This window comes from Microbacterium sp. 22303 (genome assembly GCF_052045265.1).
Taxonomy (GTDB): Bacteria; Actinomycetota; Actinomycetes; order Actinomycetales; family Microbacteriaceae; genus Microbacterium.
Window position 1 is genome coordinate 461628 of the sequence record NZ_JBQEOQ010000001.1, and the last position, 16024, is coordinate 477651.

Consider the following 16024-nt stretch of genomic DNA (forward strand, 5'->3'; position numbering starts at 1 on the left):
CATGTCGCGAAGAATTCGGGCGTGCGCGCCCTTCGAGCCCTTCGACAGGCTCAGGAACCGGATGGATCCGTCAGCGCGCAGACGCCGAAGACAATTCTACGACCTCGCGGGCGGCCGTGGCGACGTCCTCGTTCACGACGCGGTGATCGAACTCCGACTGAGAGGCCAATTCGACCTTCGCAGTGCGCAGACGCCGGGCGCGCTCCTCGGCGTCCTCCGTGCCGCGACCGACCAGACGCTGCACGAGCTCGTCCCAGGACGGCGGCAGCAGGAACACGAGGTTCGCGGAGGGATCCGCAGCCCGCACCTGACGGGCGCCCTGCAGGTCGATCTCCAGCAGGACGGTCTTGCCCTCGGCCAGGGCCGCATCGATGGGCCGGCGCGGAGTGCCGTAGCGGAACCGGTTGTGCACGGTGGCGTGCTCGAGCAGCTCGCCCGCGGCGATCATGCGATCGAATTCGGCGTCGTCCACGAAGAAGTAGTGCACGCCGTCCTGCTCCCCCGGGCGCGGTGCGCGCGTGGTCGCGGAGACGGAGAGGTGGATCTCGGGGTGATTCTCGCGGATGTGCGCGGCCACCGTGCCCTTGCCCACCGCAGTGGGTCCGGCCAGCACGAGCAGCCGGCTCCGGCCGGCGCGGGGCACGGGCTGCGGGAAGCGCGTGTCGACCCAGTGACGCAGCGCCTGCTGCTGCCGCGACCCGAGGCCCCCGAGCCGCTTGACCGGGGAGATCTGCAGGTCGGCGAGGATGCGATCGCGCTTGCCCGCGCCGATCGCGGGCAGAGCCGTCAGGAAGTCCGGCACGCGCAGCGTTCCCGCTGTGGAATGCGGGTCGGCCGCGGCCGCGGCCAGCACGTCCTGCGGCGCGGTCACCCGCATGGTGAGATCGCGTTTCAGCGATGCGCGCGCGCGGCGGCGTTCGACCGCTCGACGAGCGGCGGCGACGCGATCGACCTCGGGGACTGCGCGTCCTGCCGGTTCAACCACCCATGACCTCCTGGTAGCGCGCGGCGCGCTCTTCGATCGTCGCTGCGATCCGGTCCGGACCAGCGGACAGGATGCTCCGGCTTTCGGAAGCCAGGACGTTACCTGCCAGCGTACCGAATCTCGAGCGCAGATCCGCGGGTGTCGCGCCCTGCGCGCCGAATCCCGGGGCCAGCAGCGGCACCGTGCGCAGCGTCTCATCGTCCAGTCCGAAATCCTCTCGGTCGATGGTCGCCCCGACCACCAGGCCGACGGATCCGAGCCCGCCCTGCGGTGAGTCGTACGCCGTCACATCCCGGGTGATGCGCAGCGCGGTGGTCTCCCCCGGCGTGACAGCGAGCGCTGCCGGCACGAGCGCCTGCTGCACCGGCGCCCCCTCGGGGTTGCTCGTCGCGGCGAGCACGAAGACGCCCTTGCCCGCGGGAAGCGCGCGCGTGATCGCCTCAGCGAGCGACCCGCCGCCGAGGTAGGGGCTGATCGTGAGCGCGTCGGCCTCGAGCGGTGAGCCCGGCTCGAGCCATGCCTGCGCGTATCCGGCCATGGTGGTGCCGATGTCGCCGCGCTTCGCGTCGGCGACGACCAGGAGCCCCGCCGCACGCGCCGCCGACATCACGTCTTCGAGCGCGGCGAACCCCCGGGATCCGAAGCGCTCGAAGAACGACACCTGCGGCTTGACGATGCCGACGCGCCCCGCGGCGGCATCGACCGTCGCGAGTCCGAACGCCCGCACGCCGTCGGCCGTCTGAGGCAGGCCCCAGGCGTCCAGCAGCGCCTCATGCGGGTCGATCCCCACGCACAGCGGACCGTGCGTGTCGAGCGCCTTGCGCAGTCGCGCTCCGAAGGATGTCACTGTCACGCGCGCGCCAGCCGGTCCTGGGCGTACTCCTGGAGGCTCCGCACCTCGAAGCCCTTGTCCGCCGCGTCCATTCCGCTCACGGCCGCGCCGAGCGTCGCGATCGTCGTGAACAGCGCCTTGTCCGCGGCGACCGCGGCCGCGCGGATCTCGTAGCCGTCGGCGCGTGCGGCCCCGCCGGAGGGCGTGTTCACGATGATGTCGATCGCGCCCTGGTCGATCAGGTCGACGATGTTCGTCTCGCCACTCGCCTGGGTCTCGCTGTACTTCTCGACGACGGTCACCGGGATGCCGTTGCGGGACAGGATCTCGGCCGTGCCCGTGGTCGCCACGATCGTGAAGCCGAGCTGGTGCAGCCGGTGCGCGGGCAGGATCACCGAGCGCTTGTCGGCGTCGGCGACCGAGATGAACACGGTGCCGGACGTCGGGGTGCCGCCGTAGGCCGCGGCCTGGCTCTTCGCGAACGCGGTCGGGAAGTCGCGGTCGATGCCCATCACCTCGCCGGTCGAGCGCATCTCCGGCCCGAGGATCGAGTCGACGATGCGGCCGTCCTTGGTGCGGAACCGCTTGAACGGCAGCACGGCCTCCTTGACCGAGACGGGCGAGCCGAGCGGCACGCGGGAGCCGTCGACCGGCGGCAGCATCCCCTCGTCCTTGAGCTCGGCGATCGTGGATCCGGACAGGATCCGGCTCGCCGCCTTCGCGAGCGGGATCCCGAGCGCCTTCGAGACGAACGGCACGGTACGGCTCGCGCGCGGGTTCGCCTCGATGACGTAGAGCACGCCGGCGCTGATCGCGAACTGCACGTTGAGCAGGCCCCGCACGCCGACGCCCTCGGCGATGGCCAGGGTGGCGGTGCGCACGCGGTCGATGTCGGTGCGGCCGAGCGAGACCGGCGGCAGCGTGCAGCTCGAGTCGCCGGAGTGGATGCCGGCCTCCTCGAGGTGCTCCATGACGCCGCCGATGTAGAGCTCCACGCCGTCGTACAGCGCGTCCACGTCGATCTCGATCGCGTCGTCGAGGAAGCGGTCCACGAGCAGGGGCTTGCCCTCCTCGATGATGACCTCGCCCGCGGTGCGCACGAAGTAGTCGCGCAGCGCCGGGGTGTCGTAGACGATCTCCATGCCGCGGCCGCCGAGCACGAAGCTGGGGCGGACGAGCACCGGGTAGCCGATCTCCTCGGCCACCGCGACCGCGCCCTCGACGTCGATCGCGGTGCCGTTGCGGGGCGCGACCAGACCGGCCGCGTCCAGCAGCCGGGAGAACAGCTCCCGCTCCTCGGCGAGGTCGATCGCCTCCGGGCTGGTGCCGAGCACGGTGTATCCCGCCGCCTCGATCCCCTTCGCGAGTCCGAGCGGGGTCTGCCCGCCGAGCTGGCAGACGACGCCGAGGATGGTGCCGGACTGCGCTTCGGCGTGCAGCACCTCGAGCACGTCCTCCAGGGTGAGCGGCTCGAAGTACAGCCGGTCGCTGGTGTCGTAGTCGGTGGAGACGGTCTCCGGGTTGCAGTTGACCATGACCGTCTCGTACCCGGCGGCGGACAGCGCGAAGGACGCGTGCACGCAGGAGTAGTCGAACTCGACGCCCTGGCCGATGCGGTTCGGCCCGGATCCGATGATGACGACCTTGGTCCGGTCGCTCGGGGTGACCTCGGTCTCGCTGTCGTAGCTGGAGTAGTGGTACGGCGTGAGGGCCGGGAACTCGCCGGCGCAGGTGTCCACGGTCTTGTAGACGGGCCGGATCCCGAGCCCGTGCCGGACGCCGCGCACCTCGGCCTCGGTGAGCCCGCGGAGCTCGGCGAACTGCACGTCCGAGAAGCCGTGGTCCTTGCCGAGGCGGATCGTGGCGGCGTCGAGCTCGGGCGCGGTGCGGATCTGCTCGGCGACCTCGTTGATGAGCACCATCTGGTCGATGAACCAGGGGTCGATCGCCGTGGCCTCGAACGCCTGCTCGATCGTGGCGCCCTTGCGCAGCGCCTGCTGCAGCACGACGATGCGCCCGTCGGTCGGCGTCTTGGAGATCTCGAGGAGCTCCTCGACGCTTCGGCTTTCGGGACCCCAGTGGAACGAGGATCCGCGCTTCTCGAGCGAGCGGAGCGCCTTCTGCAGCGCCGTCGTGTAGTTGCGGCCGATCGCCATGGCCTCGCCGACCGACTTCATGGTCGTGGTGAGCGTCGCGTCGGCGGCCGGGAACTTCTCGAACGCGAACCGCGGGGCCTTGACGACGACGTAATCGAGCGTGGGCTCGAAGCTCGCCGGGGTCACGCCCGTGATGTCGTTCGGGATCTCGTCCAGGCGATAGCCGAGCGCGAGTTTGGCGGCGAGCTTCGCGATCGGGAATCCGGTCGCCTTCGACGCGAGCGCCGAGGACCGGGACACGCGCGGGTTCATCTCGATGACGATGATGCGGCCGTTGGCCGGGTTGACCGCGAACTGGATGTTGCAGCCGCCCGTGTCCACCCCCACCGCGCGGATGATGTCGATGCCGATGTCGCGCAGCTTCTGGTACTCGCGGTCGGTCAGGGTCAGCGCCGGGGCGACCGTGATCGAGTCGCCGGTGTGCACGCCGACCGGGTCGACGTTCTCGATCGAGCAGACGACGACCGTGTTGTCGGCCGTGTCGCGCATGAGCTCGAGCTCATACTCCTTCCAGCCGAGGATCGACTCCTCCAGGAGCACCTCGGTGGTCGGCGAGTCGTGCAGGCCGGCGCCGCCGATGCGGCGCAGGTCGCGTTCGTCGTACGCGAAGCCGGATCCGAGTCCGCCCATGGTGAAGGACGGGCGCACGACCAGCGGGTAGCCGAGCTTCTCGGCACCCTCGAGGAGCTCGTCCATCGTGTGGCAGATCACGGACGCGGCGACGTCGGCGCCGGCGTCGAGCACCAGTTGCTTGAAGATCTGGCGATCCTCGCCCTTCTGGATCGCCTCGACCTTCGCGCCGATGAGCTCGACGCCGTACTTCTCCAGGACCCCGCGCTCGTGCAGCGCCATGGCCGCGTTCAGCGCGGTCTGCCCGCCGAGGGTCGGCAGGATCGCGTCCGGCTTCTCCTTCGCGATGATCGTCTCGATCACCTCGGGGGTGATCGGCTCGATGTAGGTCGCGTCCGCGAAGTCCGGGTCGGTCATGATCGTGGCCGGGTTGGAGTTGACCAGGATGACGCGCACGCCGTCCTCGCGCAGGACGCGGCACGCCTGGGTGCCGGAGTAGTCGAACTCGCAGGCCTGACCGATGACGATCGGGCCGGATCCGATGACGAGGACGGAGTGGATGTCGTCGCGCTTGGGCATTACTTGCTGTCCTTCGTGGAGAGGTGGGCGACGACGACGTCGCGGAAGCGGTCGAAGAGGTAGTTGGCGTCATGCGGGCCGGCGGCGGCCTCAGGGTGGTACTGCACCGAGAAGGCCGGGATCTCGAGGGCGCGGAGGCCCTCCACGACCTGGTCGTTGAGGCCGACGTGGCTGACCTCGACCTTGCCGTACCCGTTCGGGCTGTCGAAGGAGCCCTCGATGGGCGCCTCGACCGCGAAGCCGTGGTTGTGCGCGGTGATCTCGACCCGGCCGGTGGCCTTGTCGAGCACGGGCTGGTTGATGCCGCGGTGGCCGAACGTGAGCTTGTAGGTGCCGAGACCCAGGGCGCGGCCGAACAGCTGGTTTCCGAAGCAGATGCCGAAGTAGGGCAGACCTGCGTCCAGCACCTCCCGGAGCACGGCGACCTGGGCGTCGGACGCCGAGGGGTCGCCGGGACCGTTCGAGTAGAACACGGCGACCGGGTCGATGGCGGTGATGTCGGCGAACGTGGAGGCCTGCGGCAGCACGTGCACGTCGAACCCGCGGGCGGCGAGGTTGTCGAGCGTGGACTGCTTGACGCCGAGGTCGAGCACGGCGAGGTTGCCGATCCGCTCCGACGTCGCGGGCGTGACCTGTGCGGAGGTGACGGAGACCGCGGCGGACAGGTTCTGCCCGGCCATCTCGGGCGCCTCCGCCACGCGGCGCAGCTGCTCATCCGCATCCAGCGCGGCATCCGCGCCGGAGAAGATGCCGCCGCGCATGGATCCGGCCGAGCGGATGTGACGCGTGATCGCGCGGGTGTCGATGCCGCTGATGCCGACGATGCCGTCGCGCACGAGGGTGTCGTCGAGCGAGGCGTTCGCCCGCCAGTTCGAGACGACGCGCGAGGGGTCGCGCACGATGTAGCCGGCGACCCAGATGCGGCGGGACTCGGGGTCCTCGTCGTTCATCCCGGTGTTGCCGATGTGCGGCGCGGTCTGCAGCACGATCTGCCCGGCGTAGGACGGGTCGGTGAGCGTCTCCTGGTAGCCGGACATGCCGGTGGCGAAGACGACCTCGCCCAGGGCGGTTCCGGTCGCGCCGTAGGCGCGTCCGACGTGGCGGGTGCCGTCCTCGAGGACGAGCACGGCGGAGTCGTGAGGAGGGGTCATGCGGATTCTCCAGTCTCGGAGGCAGCGCAGAGGCGCTGAAGGTCGGTGAGCGCGGCGCCTGCGGCATCGGTGTTGCCCAGGTCGCCGGTGATGCGGAGATAGCTGTCGACGACGGTGCCGTCGTCCGTGCGCCAGACCAGGCGGATCAACCCGCCCGGTTCGACGACCCGGTCGATCGTGACCGTCGCGCGGTCGGCGCCGAGCAGCCGCGCCGAGGCGAGGAACACCGTCGGCGAGCCGTCCAGGCTCAGCGCCGCGCCGCGGTCGGTGATGGTGAGCTCGCCCCGTGCTCGATACACGAGTGGGCGCACCGCGAGGCGCTCGAGCGAGTGGTCGTGCCGGGTGGTCGCGACGTAGAGCGTCTCGTAGCGCGCCTGGACCTCGGCGTGCTCGGGAACCCCGATCGGTGCCGCGAGGCCGGAGTCGCGCCGCAGCCGGGCGCGCCACGCCCAGACTCCGGCGAGGATGAGCAGCACGGCGACCCCGAGGACGACCGCGCCGGCGACCTGCTGATTCACGAGCCGAGCTCCACGAGCACGCCGTCGGCGAGCGTCGCGTACCCGCGATGCACGGTCCAGAGGACCTTGCCCGGCAGGTCGCGACCGAGGTAGGGCGAGTTCGTGCTCTGGCCGTGCAGGTCCGCCTCGGCGAACACTCCTTGCGCAGCGGCGTCGTAGAGCGTGAACTCGGCCGGCTGCCCGGCGGCGATCGGCGTGCCGTGCCCGGCGAGGGATCCGATCCGCGCCGGAGCGGAGCTCATGACGCGGGCGACATCGGTCCAGTCCAGCAGTCCGGCCTGCACCATGGCCTGGTGCACGACCCGCAGCGCGGACTCCAGGCCGACCATGCCGTTCGCCGCGGCCTGCCATTCGCAGGCCTTCGCCTCGCTCGGGTGCGGAGCGTGGTCGGTGGCGACGATGTCGATCGTGCCGTCGGCGAGGCCCTCACGCACGGCGAGCACGTCCTCCTGGGTGCGCAGCGGCGGGTTGACCTTGAATCGCGCGTCGTAGCCGCGGGCGAGCTCGTCGGTCAGCAGCAGGTGGTGCGGGGTGACCTCGGCGGTCACCGCCACGCCGCGCTTCTTCGCCCAGCGGATCAGCTCGACGGATCCGGCGGTGGACAGGTGGCAGACGTGCAGCCGGGATCCGACGTGCTCGGCGAGCAGGATGTCTCGCGCGATGATCGACTCCTCGGCGACCGCCGGCCAGCCCGCGAGGCCCAATTCCGCCGATACGGCGCCCTCGTTCAGCTGCGCGCCCTCGGTGAGCCGCGGGTCCTGCGCGTGCTGCGCGATCACCCCGTCGAAGGCCTTCACGTACTCGAGCGCGCGGCGCATGATGAGCGGGTCCCAGACGCAGAAGCCGTCGTCGCTGAAGACCCTGACGTTCGCGCGGGACGAGGCCATGGCGCCGAGCTCCGCGAGCCGCTCCCCCTTCTGCCCGACGGTGACCGCGCCGATCGGCTGCACCGTCGCATAGCCGGCGGCCTCGCCGAGGGCGAGCTCCTGCTCGACGACGCCCGCCGAATCGGCGACGGGTGAGGTGTTGGGCATCGCGAACACCGCTGTGAAGCCGCCGGCGGCGGCAGCGCGGGTGCCGGACAGCACGGTCTCGCTCGCCTCGAAGCCCGGCTCACGCAGGTGCGTGTGCAGGTCGACGAGGCCGGGCAGCGCGACCAGGCCGTCGGCGTCGACGACGCGGGCACCTGCGGCGGAGAGGCCGGCGCCGACTTCGGCGATCCGTCCGTCCTGGACGAGGATGTCCGCGGAATCGGCGCCGAGGATCTTCGCGCCTCGGAAGAGCAGGCTCTCGGTCATCGGTCTCCTCGATTCATTTGAAACTCCTCGGTCCCTGAGCCGGTACCTGTTCTGACGGGCTCAGAGCGCTCCCCGGCCAGCAGCATGTACAGCGCCGCCATCCGCACCGAGACCCCGTTCGCGACCTGCTCCAGCACGGTGGAGCGGGCGGAATCGGCGGCGTCGGAAGAGATCTCCAGTCCGCGGTTCATCGGGCCGGGGTGCATCACGATCGTATCCTCGGGCAGCCGCCGCAGCCGGGCTGCGTCGAGCCCCCAGCGGCGGGCGTACTCGCGCTCGCTCGGGAAGAAGGCCGCGTGCATGCGCTCGAGCTGGATGCGCAGCATCATCACGGCGTCCGGCTCCTCGGCCAGCGCCGTGTCGAGGTCGTACAGCACCCGCGCCGGCCATGCGGTGACGTCCTGCGGGATCAGCGTCGGCGGGGTGACCAGGGTGACCTCCGCGCCGAGCGTCGCGAGCAGCCACACGTTGGAGCGGGCGACGCGGGAGTGCAGCACGTCGCCGACGATCACGACCCGTACTCCGCTGAGATCGCGGCCGCGGCTGTCCGCGCCGAACCGGCGCTTGCGCATCGTGTACGCGTCGAGCAGTGCCTGCGTCGGGTGCTCATGGGTGCCGTCGCCGGCGTTCACGACGCCGGCCGAGATCCAGCCGCTCGTAGCGAGAGTGCGGGGCGCGCCGGACGCGGGGTGGCGCACGACCACGGCGTCGGCGCCGATCGCCTCCAGCGTCTGCGCGGTGTCCTTGAGGCTCTCGCCCTTGGAGACGCTGGACCCCTTGGCGGCGAAGTTGATCACGTCGGCGGAGAGGCGCTTGGCGGCGGCCTCGAACGAGATGCGCGTGCGGGTGGAGTCCTCGAAGAAAAGATTCACCACGGTCTTGCCGCGCAGCGTCGGGAGCTTCTTCACCTCGCGGGACTGGGTGTCGGCCATGTCCTCGGCGATGTCCAGGATCCGCATCGCGTCTTCGCGTGCAAGGGTGCGGGTGTCGAGCAGGTGCCTCATTCGTCCCCTCCCTCGATCGAGACGTACTCCTCGCCGTCGTCCTCGCGCAGGCGCACGTTGACACGCTCGCTGCGGGACGAGGGGATGTTCTTGCCGACGAAGTCGGGGCGGATCGGCAGCTCGCGATGCCCGCGGTCGACGAGGATCGCGAGGCGCACCACGGCGGGGCGGCCGATGGACTGCAGCGCGTCGAGGGCGGCGCGGATACTGCGTCCGGAGAAGAGCACGTCGTCGACGAGGACGACGGTCTTGCCGTCGATCCCGCCCGCGGGGATGTCGGTGCGGTGCGGGGATCGGGTCGGGTGCTTCGCCAGATCGTCGCGGAACAGCGTCACGTCCAGCGAGCCGACGGGGACGGCGGTCTGTGCGATCTCGGTGATCAGCAGCGCGAGGCGCTCGGCGAGAGGGACACCGCGGGTGGGGATGCCCAGGAGGACCAGATCCTCCGCTCCCCGGTTGGATTCGAGGATCTCGTGGGCGATGCGCGTCAAAGCGCGCCTGATGTCGGCTTCCTGCAGCACGATACGTGCGCTCATCTGCCGGCTCCCTTCTCCGCCTCACGGGACGGTGTTAAAGGTTGCTTCTGAGGATGACCTCAGTCTAGCCGAGGCAGCTCCCCGCCATGGACACGACGAGGCTCCGCGGAACTCAGGACGCTTCGCTGAGCACGGCGTCGGTCACCGGATCGATCTGCTTGGCGCGGATCGGATGACCTGCGGTGGAGAGGCATCGGCCCGTTTTCAGATCCCATTTCCAGTCGTGCATGCTGCAGGTCAGCACGCCGTCCTCATCGATGGATCCGGTGCGGGTGAGGTCGGCGCGCAGATGCGGGCACCGGCGCTGGACGACCCAGTCGCCGATCTCGGCGTCCTCGGTCTGATCCGTCTGCTCCTGATACCAGTTCTCGACGTACTCGATCCGGTCGACCGACAGGCACTTGAGGAAGGTGGTGAGGAACTCGTTGAACTTGCCGCTGCGGCCCACGGAGAACTGCATCGACAGGAAGATCGAGTTGGACCAGTCGATCTCGTGGTCGGCGATGTTCGTCGAGACCAGGTCTGCGGGGATCGTGTACCAGTAGATGCACTCCTCCCCCGCGTACTCGCGCACCTTCGCCTTCGGGAAGTCCACGACCATGTCCAGCTCGCCGATGCGGAACCGGACGTTGCCACCGACGCCGAGGCGGATCGTGCGGGACTTCTTCAGCAGCGGCTCCCACCACTCCTTGATCGCGGCGAGCATCTCGTCGGGCGCAAGGATCGGCGAGCGACGTGCCTCTTCGTCGCGGATCTCCTGCTGCCGGCTTGCGCGCTGCTCCTCGAGGTAGTCCCACTTCTCGTCGAAGATGTGGCGCAGCTCATCCTCGGTGTACAGGGTCTGCTCGACCGACGCCACCTCGCGGTCCTCCAGCGTCACCACCGTGCCGGGCACGAACAGGTGCCCGTCGTACTGCGGGGCGAGCTCGTTCATGTGCGCGAGGAACTGCTTCTGGTCCGTGAAGATCGACTCGCCGTTGCGGCCGATCCCGTTGAAGTCGAAGAGCTCGTCGCGCAGGAACATCGGCGGGCCTGCCATCGGGAACACGTGCGGCGCGTCGACCTTCTCGATGTAGTACATCGCGCGCTTGTTCTGCGCCTCCCGCTTGAGGCGGGCGAAGTTCTGCTTGGCGTCGAGGGGCAGGTCGTAGACCATCGGCCACCAGATCGCGCCGGAGACCTGTGTGAAGTACGCGTCGGGCGTGCCGAACTTCAGCAGCTTCTCGAGGTCGAGCGGGTGCGAGTCGTTCTGATTCAGGACGGATCCCGAGCCGTCGTCCACGCTGAGCGACGAGTCTCCGATCGGGCCGTCGCTCGGGGCCCGCAGCGGCGTGATCATGATCTTGAGCGCGCCGCGCTCGATGACCTCGCCGGCAGGCGCGTAGGTGATGTTGTCATACCCGAGAGCGCGGAGATCCTTCTCCAGGTCGTCGGTCGGGTACTCCGGCAGGAGCACCTCGATGTCCTTGCGGATGTAGCGCTCGAGCAGGCGCGGGTCGAAGTGGTCGCGATGCCGGTGCGATACGTACAGGAAGTCGGCCTCGCGTCCGAAGCGCTCCCAGTCGAGGCCGCGGTTGTCGGGGAACGGGAACCAGGAACCGTAGAAGGACGGGCCGAGGACGGGGTCGCAGATGATGTTCCCGCCGACCGTCTCGATGAACATCCCGGCATGCCCGAGTCCCGTGATCCGCATGTTTCTCCTCCTGTGTGGACCTGTCGATCCTACCGGGGCGATTCACGGCGGCCCTGGAGACGGCCCGTGCATAACCCGGATCCGAGCGCTGGCGGCGTCGGGCCTCAGCCGAGCAGTTCCCGGATGTCATCCGCGGTCAGGGCCTGCGCGAACAGATCCTCGTCGTCCAGCACCGCCGAGAACAGGCGCGCCTTGCGCTGCTGCAGCGCGAGCACCTTCTCCTCGATCGTGCCTTCGGCGATCATCCGGTACACGAAGACGCGGTTCTGCTGACCGATCCGGTGGGCGCGGTCGGCGGCCTGGGCCTCGGCCGCCGGGTTCCACCAGGGATCGAGCAGGAACACGTAGTCGGCCTCGGTGAGCGTGAGGCCCGTGCCGCCCGCCTTGAGGCTGAGCAGGAAGGCGTCCTGATCCCCCTCGCGGAACTCCTGGACCACGCGGTCCCGGTCCCTGGTCGATCCGTCGAGGTAGGAGATCCGCAGGCCGGCACGGCGCAGGCGTTCGGCGGCGAGCCCGAGGAACGACGTGAACTGGCTGAACACGAGTGCCCGGTGTCCTTCGGCACGCAGTTCGAGCAGTCGCTCGACGAGCTCCTCGAGCTTGCGGGACGCGATGCCGGCGTCGTCGGGCTCGATCAGGCCGGGCGCCAGGCTCAGCATGCGCAGCATCGTGAGCGAGCGGAAAACGATGAAGCGCTGCCGGTCGAGGTCCTCCAGCAGCCCGAGGATCTTCTGCCGTTCGCGCTGCAGCACCGTGTCGTAGCGATGGCGGTGCGCGGGGGCGAGCTCGACGCGCAGCACCTGCTCCTGCCGCTCGGGGAGGTCCCGGGCGACCAGCTCCTTCGTGCGGCGGATGAGGAACGGGCGGATCCGCCGTCGCAGCAGGTCGATGCGGGATCGACGGTACGGGGCGCCCTCGGCGTTCTCGGGCACCTTGCCCTGCTCGATCGGCTGGATGAAGTCCTCCCGGAACTTCCGCGCCGACGCGAACAAGCCTGGCGACGTGAGGCTGAGCAGCGCCCACAGCTCCCCCAGGCCGTTCTCCAGCGGTGTGCCTGTGGCGGCGTACACCGCCCCGGTGTCGAGCGCGGCGACTGCCTGATGCTGCCGGGTGGCCGGGTTCTTCACGTTCTGCGCCTCGTCGAGCACGACGCCCGACCACGGCCGGCGGGCGAACTCCTCCGCGTCCAGGCGCAGCAGCGTGTACGAGGTGACCACGAGGTCCGCACCGTCGATGTGCGCGGCCAGCTCGACCCCGTGCGCATCCCGGGTGCGATCCACGATCGCGACCCGCATCCCGGACGCGAACCGCTCCGCCTCGCGCTGCCAGACCGCAAGCACCGACGTGGGCGCGACGACGAGCCACGGGGCGTCCCCTTCGGCGGCATCCTCGCGGGCGTGCGCGATGAGCGCGAGCAGCTGCAGCGTCTTGCCGAGGCCCATGTCGTCGGCGAGGATGCCGCCGAGGCGGTGCTGCCACAGGCGCGCGAGCCGCGTGAACCCCTCACGCTGGTACGGGCGCAGCTCCGCGGTGATGGCGGCGGGCAGGGGAACCGGATCCTGGCCCGGATCGGCTCTGAGGCCTTCGACGGAGGCGCGCCAGGCCTGTGCGGGCACGGTCTCGTCGGCAAGATCCTCGAAGTCCTCCCAGAGCGTCACGTGGGTGCGCGCGATTCGCGGACCCGTCTCCCACTCCGCGAGCTCCGCGGCCTCGTCCAGCAGCTCCTTGAGCCGGTCGAAGGCGGGATGCCGCAGCGAGAACCAGGTGTTGTCGACGAGCTTGAGCTTGCCCTGCCGCAGGGCGAGCGCTCGGAACAACGGCTCGAACGGGATCGAGCGCCCGTCGATCCGCACCAGGATGCCGAGCTCGAACCAGTCCGGATCGGTGCTCTCCACCGTGCTGACGGTGATCGACGGATCGCCGGTGAGCTCCGCGTACGTGCGCGGCGTGCCGGTGCGCTCGACGACGAAGCCGCGTTCTTCGAGAGCCGGCACGAGGTGCGAGACGAACTCGGCCGCATCGGCGTCGCGCAGCGTGCCCGCCAGCGTGAACGGCAGGCCCGTGACCTCGGTCCACATCGCGAGCACGGACGGACGCAGCCGCGCTTCCACGGCGCCGTCGCGCACCCCGGTCTCGGCGGCCCGCTCATCGAGGGGGAAGCGCGCGTACCCCGGGTAGTCCCAGTGCAGCCGGTACGCCACGACGTCGTCGGGGCGGAAGTCGACCACGAGCAGCGGGACCGGTTTCGGCGGCGCCGGCAGCGTGACCCCGTGGCCCGCGCGCACGGCAGCGCCGCGCAGGAGCGTCGGATACCCGTCCCGGAAGAACGCCTTCTTGTCGACGGGGGCCACGGTCAGTCCGGCCGGGGCTGCGAGGAGCGCCCGCACACCGTCGGTCAGCGCCACCTGCCCGAGCACGAGATCGATCCTCTTGCCGACGACGCGATGCGCGTACACACCGCCGGATCCCAGCGCCTGTGTGGTCGCGGCGGGGAATGCCTCACCCGTCGCGTCGACCGCGCCGGAGAGCAGGAGCCCGCCGTGGCCGTCCGCCGCGATGTCCACCACGATCCGCAGCTCGTCGGACCACTGCAGACGTGTGCTGCGCTCTGTGGCGACCATGCGGATCCCCGCGTCTGCGGCCGACTGCAGGTGCGGCCACAGCAGCGGCGACGCCACGGGATCCAGCAGCAGCCAGTCCCCCGCCGTGCCGGACAGCAGAGAGTCGCGCGAGATGCTCAGTAGATCGGCGAACCAGCGGGAATGCGCCGCGTCGTATCGTGTGCCAGGCCGGCGAACCGTGTCCCAGTCGGCGTCCGCCTGCACCCAGGCGGATCCGGCGTCGTTGCGCCGCAGCGGACGGACGGCGAGGAACAGCTCGCCCGGATCCTTGACCAGATCCCGTGCGGTGGCGGTGCGCAGCGGTCGTGCGGCCCAGTGCCGTGCGTCTGCACGATCGCGTCGACGCAGTTCGACGCCGAGCGCCAGCGGCACCCCGCTCGCCCGCGCGGACGGCAGCAGTACGCGCCAGTCGTCGGCGTCAGCGGAGCTCATGATCATCCATCCTCCCCTGCGCCGCCGACATCCGAGACCGCGGAGACGGCGAAGCGCCCCACCCGGATTCGCGGGAGAGGCGCCTCGACGGAATGCGTGACGTCAGGCCGTACGGGCGACCCGCGCCAGCACGCCGTGCACGAATGCGCCGGACTCGTCGGTGGAGAACTCCTTGGCGAGTTCCACGGCCTCATCGATCGCGACGGCCGTGGGGACCTCGTCGTTGCGCAGGATCTCCCACACGCCGATGCGCAGCAGCGCACGGTCCACGGCCGGCATCCGCTCGAGCTTCCAGTCCCGGCTGTGCGTGGTGATCTGCTCGTCGATCTCGTCGCGGTGGTCGATGATCCCGTCGACGATCTCGCGCGCATAGAGCCACGATCCTTCGCGCGCGGGCTCGGCGGCGGCGCGCTTGGCCTCCGCGGCGAGGGTCACCGCGAGGTCGTCACCGCGCACGTCGGCGGAGAACAGGATGTCGAGGGCGCGCTTGCGCGCCTTGGTCCGGGCGCCCACGCGTCAGTCGTTGATGCGGCCGAGGTAGCCGCCGGTGCGCGTGTCGACCTTGACCTTGGTGCCGGTCTCCAGGAACAGCGGAACCTGGATCTCGTACCCGGTCTCGAGCGTGGCGGGCTTGGTACCGGCCGAGGAGCGGTCGCCCTGCAGGCCGGGCTCGGTGTAGGTGACCTCGAGCACGACCGAGGCCGGCAGCTCGATGTAGAGGGGGTTGCCGTTGTTCAGCGCGATCTGCACCTGCTGGTTCTCCAGCATGAAGTTCTTCGCGTCACCGACCGTGGCGGCGGCCACGTTGATCTGGTCGTAGTCCTCCTGGTCCATGAAGACGTAATTGTCGCCGTCCGTGTACAGGTAGGTGAAGTCGCGGCGGTCGACGTTCTCGATGTCGATCTTGGCGCCTGCGTTGTAGGTGCGATCCACGACCTTGCCGCTGACGACGTTCTTCAGCTTCGTGCGGACGAACGCGCCGCCCTTGCCGGGCTTGACGTGCTGGAACTCGATGACGTTCCAGAGCTGTCCGTCGATCGAGAGGACGACGCCGTTCTTGATGTCTGCGGTGGATGCCATGGGTCTGAGAAGTCCGTTCTGAAGTCTGCGCGGTCGATCGACCGACGTCCCATCTTACGCGATGCCCGCCGGACGGCCGGTGGGAGCGGCTCTCGCGTGGGGATCAGCCGTCGGCTTGGCCGGCGATCACGAGGATCAGACGGCGGGTCGCGGTCGCGTAGCCCTGCACGCCCTCCCCTACGACGTGCACGGCGGCGACGTCGGTCAGGTACGAGTGATGGCGGAACTCCTCGCGGGCGTACACGTCCGAGATGTGCACCTCGGCGAACGGCAGCGCGACCCCCGTGAGCGCATCGCGCAGCGCGACCGAGGTGTGCGTGTAGGCGCCGGCGTTGATCACGATGCCGGCGCAGTCCTCGCGGGCGTCGTGGATCGCGTCCAGGAGCGCGCCCTCGTGGTTGCTCTGCACGGCACGGATCTCGTACCCGTAGGCCGCCGCGGCCTCGGCGGTGAGACGCTCGACGTCGGCGAGCGTCGCGGATCCGTAGATCCCCGGCTCGCGGGTGCCCAGCAGGTTGAGGTTGGGCCCGTTGACGAGCAGGAGGCGGCGCGGCGTGGTCACGTGCTCA

At 70.0% G+C, this 16024-nt stretch carries 13 protein-coding genes; all 13 read right to left on the reverse strand.

Translation table 11 applies throughout. The features are described from left to right. Positions 1-70 precede the first annotated feature (70 nt). Complete coding sequence (gene gmk, locus ACTJI8_RS02230) at positions 71-985, reverse strand: guanylate kinase (RefSeq protein WP_440731775.1); 915 nt, start codon at positions 983-985, stop codon at positions 71-73. Further along, positions 978-1832 (reverse strand): orotidine-5'-phosphate decarboxylase, encoded by an 855-nt coding sequence (gene pyrF, locus ACTJI8_RS02235; protein WP_440732431.1) that lies wholly within the window; start codon positions 1830-1832, stop codon positions 978-980. Before pyrF ends, gmk begins: the two co-directional genes overlap by 8 nt. Positions 1833-1834: 2 nt before the next feature. Further along, positions 1835-5122, reverse strand: a complete 3288-nt coding sequence (carB, locus tag ACTJI8_RS02240; protein ID WP_440731776.1) for a carbamoyl-phosphate synthase large subunit — start codon at positions 5120-5122, stop codon at positions 1835-1837. Beyond that, positions 5122-6273, reverse strand: a complete 1152-nt coding sequence (gene carA / locus ACTJI8_RS02245) for a glutamine-hydrolyzing carbamoyl-phosphate synthase small subunit (protein WP_440731777.1) — start codon at positions 6271-6273, stop codon at positions 5122-5124. Before carA ends, carB begins: the two co-directional genes overlap by 1 nt. Then, positions 6270-6791, reverse strand: coding sequence for a PH-like domain-containing protein (locus ACTJI8_RS02250; protein WP_440731778.1), 522 nt, complete (start codon positions 6789-6791; stop codon positions 6270-6272). The genes carA and ACTJI8_RS02250 overlap by 4 nt, the downstream gene beginning before the upstream one ends. Next, the gene (locus ACTJI8_RS02255) at positions 6788-8089 is read right to left on the reverse strand and encodes a dihydroorotase (protein WP_440731779.1); all 1302 of its coding nucleotides are present in this window, start codon (positions 8087-8089) and stop codon (positions 6788-6790) included. Before ACTJI8_RS02255 ends, ACTJI8_RS02250 begins: the two co-directional genes overlap by 4 nt. After that, positions 8086-9093, reverse strand: a complete 1008-nt coding sequence (locus tag ACTJI8_RS02260) for an aspartate carbamoyltransferase catalytic subunit (protein ID WP_440731780.1) — start codon at positions 9091-9093, stop codon at positions 8086-8088. The genes ACTJI8_RS02255 and ACTJI8_RS02260 overlap by 4 nt, the downstream gene beginning before the upstream one ends. After that, positions 9090-9629 (reverse strand): bifunctional pyr operon transcriptional regulator/uracil phosphoribosyltransferase PyrR, encoded by a 540-nt coding sequence (gene pyrR, locus ACTJI8_RS02265; RefSeq protein WP_440731781.1) that lies wholly within the window; start codon positions 9627-9629, stop codon positions 9090-9092. Before pyrR ends, ACTJI8_RS02260 begins: the two co-directional genes overlap by 4 nt. A gap of 112 nt (positions 9630-9741) precedes the next feature. Beyond that, positions 9742-11322 carry a Rieske 2Fe-2S domain-containing protein gene (locus tag ACTJI8_RS02270; protein ID WP_440731782.1) on the reverse strand — a complete coding sequence of 527 codons (1581 nt, stop codon included), beginning with the start codon at positions 11320-11322 and terminating at the stop codon, positions 9742-9744. A gap of 104 nt (positions 11323-11426) precedes the next feature. Beyond that, positions 11427-14375 carry a DEAD/DEAH box helicase gene (locus ACTJI8_RS02275; RefSeq protein ID WP_440731783.1) on the reverse strand — a complete coding sequence of 983 codons (2949 nt, stop codon included), beginning with the start codon at positions 14373-14375 and terminating at the stop codon, positions 11427-11429. A 102-nt stretch (positions 14376-14477) separates the two neighbouring features. Continuing rightward, complete coding sequence (gene nusB / locus ACTJI8_RS02280) at positions 14478-14888, reverse strand: transcription antitermination factor NusB (protein ID WP_440731784.1); 411 nt, start codon at positions 14886-14888, stop codon at positions 14478-14480. 3 nt (positions 14889-14891) lie between these two features. Next, positions 14892-15455, reverse strand: a complete 564-nt coding sequence (efp, locus tag ACTJI8_RS02285; protein ID WP_045273064.1) for an elongation factor P — start codon at positions 15453-15455, stop codon at positions 14892-14894. 103 nt (positions 15456-15558) lie between these two features. Next, positions 15559-16017: a type II 3-dehydroquinate dehydratase gene (aroQ, locus tag ACTJI8_RS02290; protein ID WP_440731785.1), complete on the reverse strand. Its 459-nt coding sequence runs from the start codon at positions 16015-16017 to the stop codon at positions 15559-15561. Positions 16018-16024 lie beyond the last annotated feature (7 nt).

Bases quoted from the DNA above. Each gene is read 5' to 3' on its own strand.
- carB (WP_440731776.1), bottom strand. From the start codon at position 5,122: ATGCCCAAGCGCGACGACATCCACTCCGTCCTCGTCATCGGATCCGGC.
- carA (WP_440731777.1), bottom strand. From the start codon at position 6,273: ATGACCCCTCCTCACGACTCCGCCGTGCTCGTCCTCGAGGACGGCACC.
- ACTJI8_RS02255 (WP_440731779.1), bottom strand. From the start codon at position 8,089: ATGACCGAGAGCCTGCTCTTCCGAGGCGCGAAGATCCTCGGCGCCGAT.
- ACTJI8_RS02260 (WP_440731780.1), bottom strand. From the start codon at position 9,093: ATGAGGCACCTGCTCGACACCCGCACCCTTGCACGCGAAGACGCGATG.
- pyrR (WP_440731781.1), bottom strand. From the start codon at position 9,629: ATGAGCGCACGTATCGTGCTGCAGGAAGCCGACATCAGGCGCGCTTTG.
- ACTJI8_RS02270 (WP_440731782.1), bottom strand. From the start codon at position 11,322: ATGCGGATCACGGGACTCGGGCATGCCGGGATGTTCATCGAGACGGTC.
- ACTJI8_RS02275 (WP_440731783.1), bottom strand. From the start codon at position 14,375: ATGAGCTCCGCTGACGCCGACGACTGGCGCGTACTGCTGCCGTCCGCG.
- efp (WP_045273064.1), bottom strand. From the start codon at position 15,455: ATGGCATCCACCGCAGACATCAAGAACGGCGTCGTCCTCTCGATCGAC.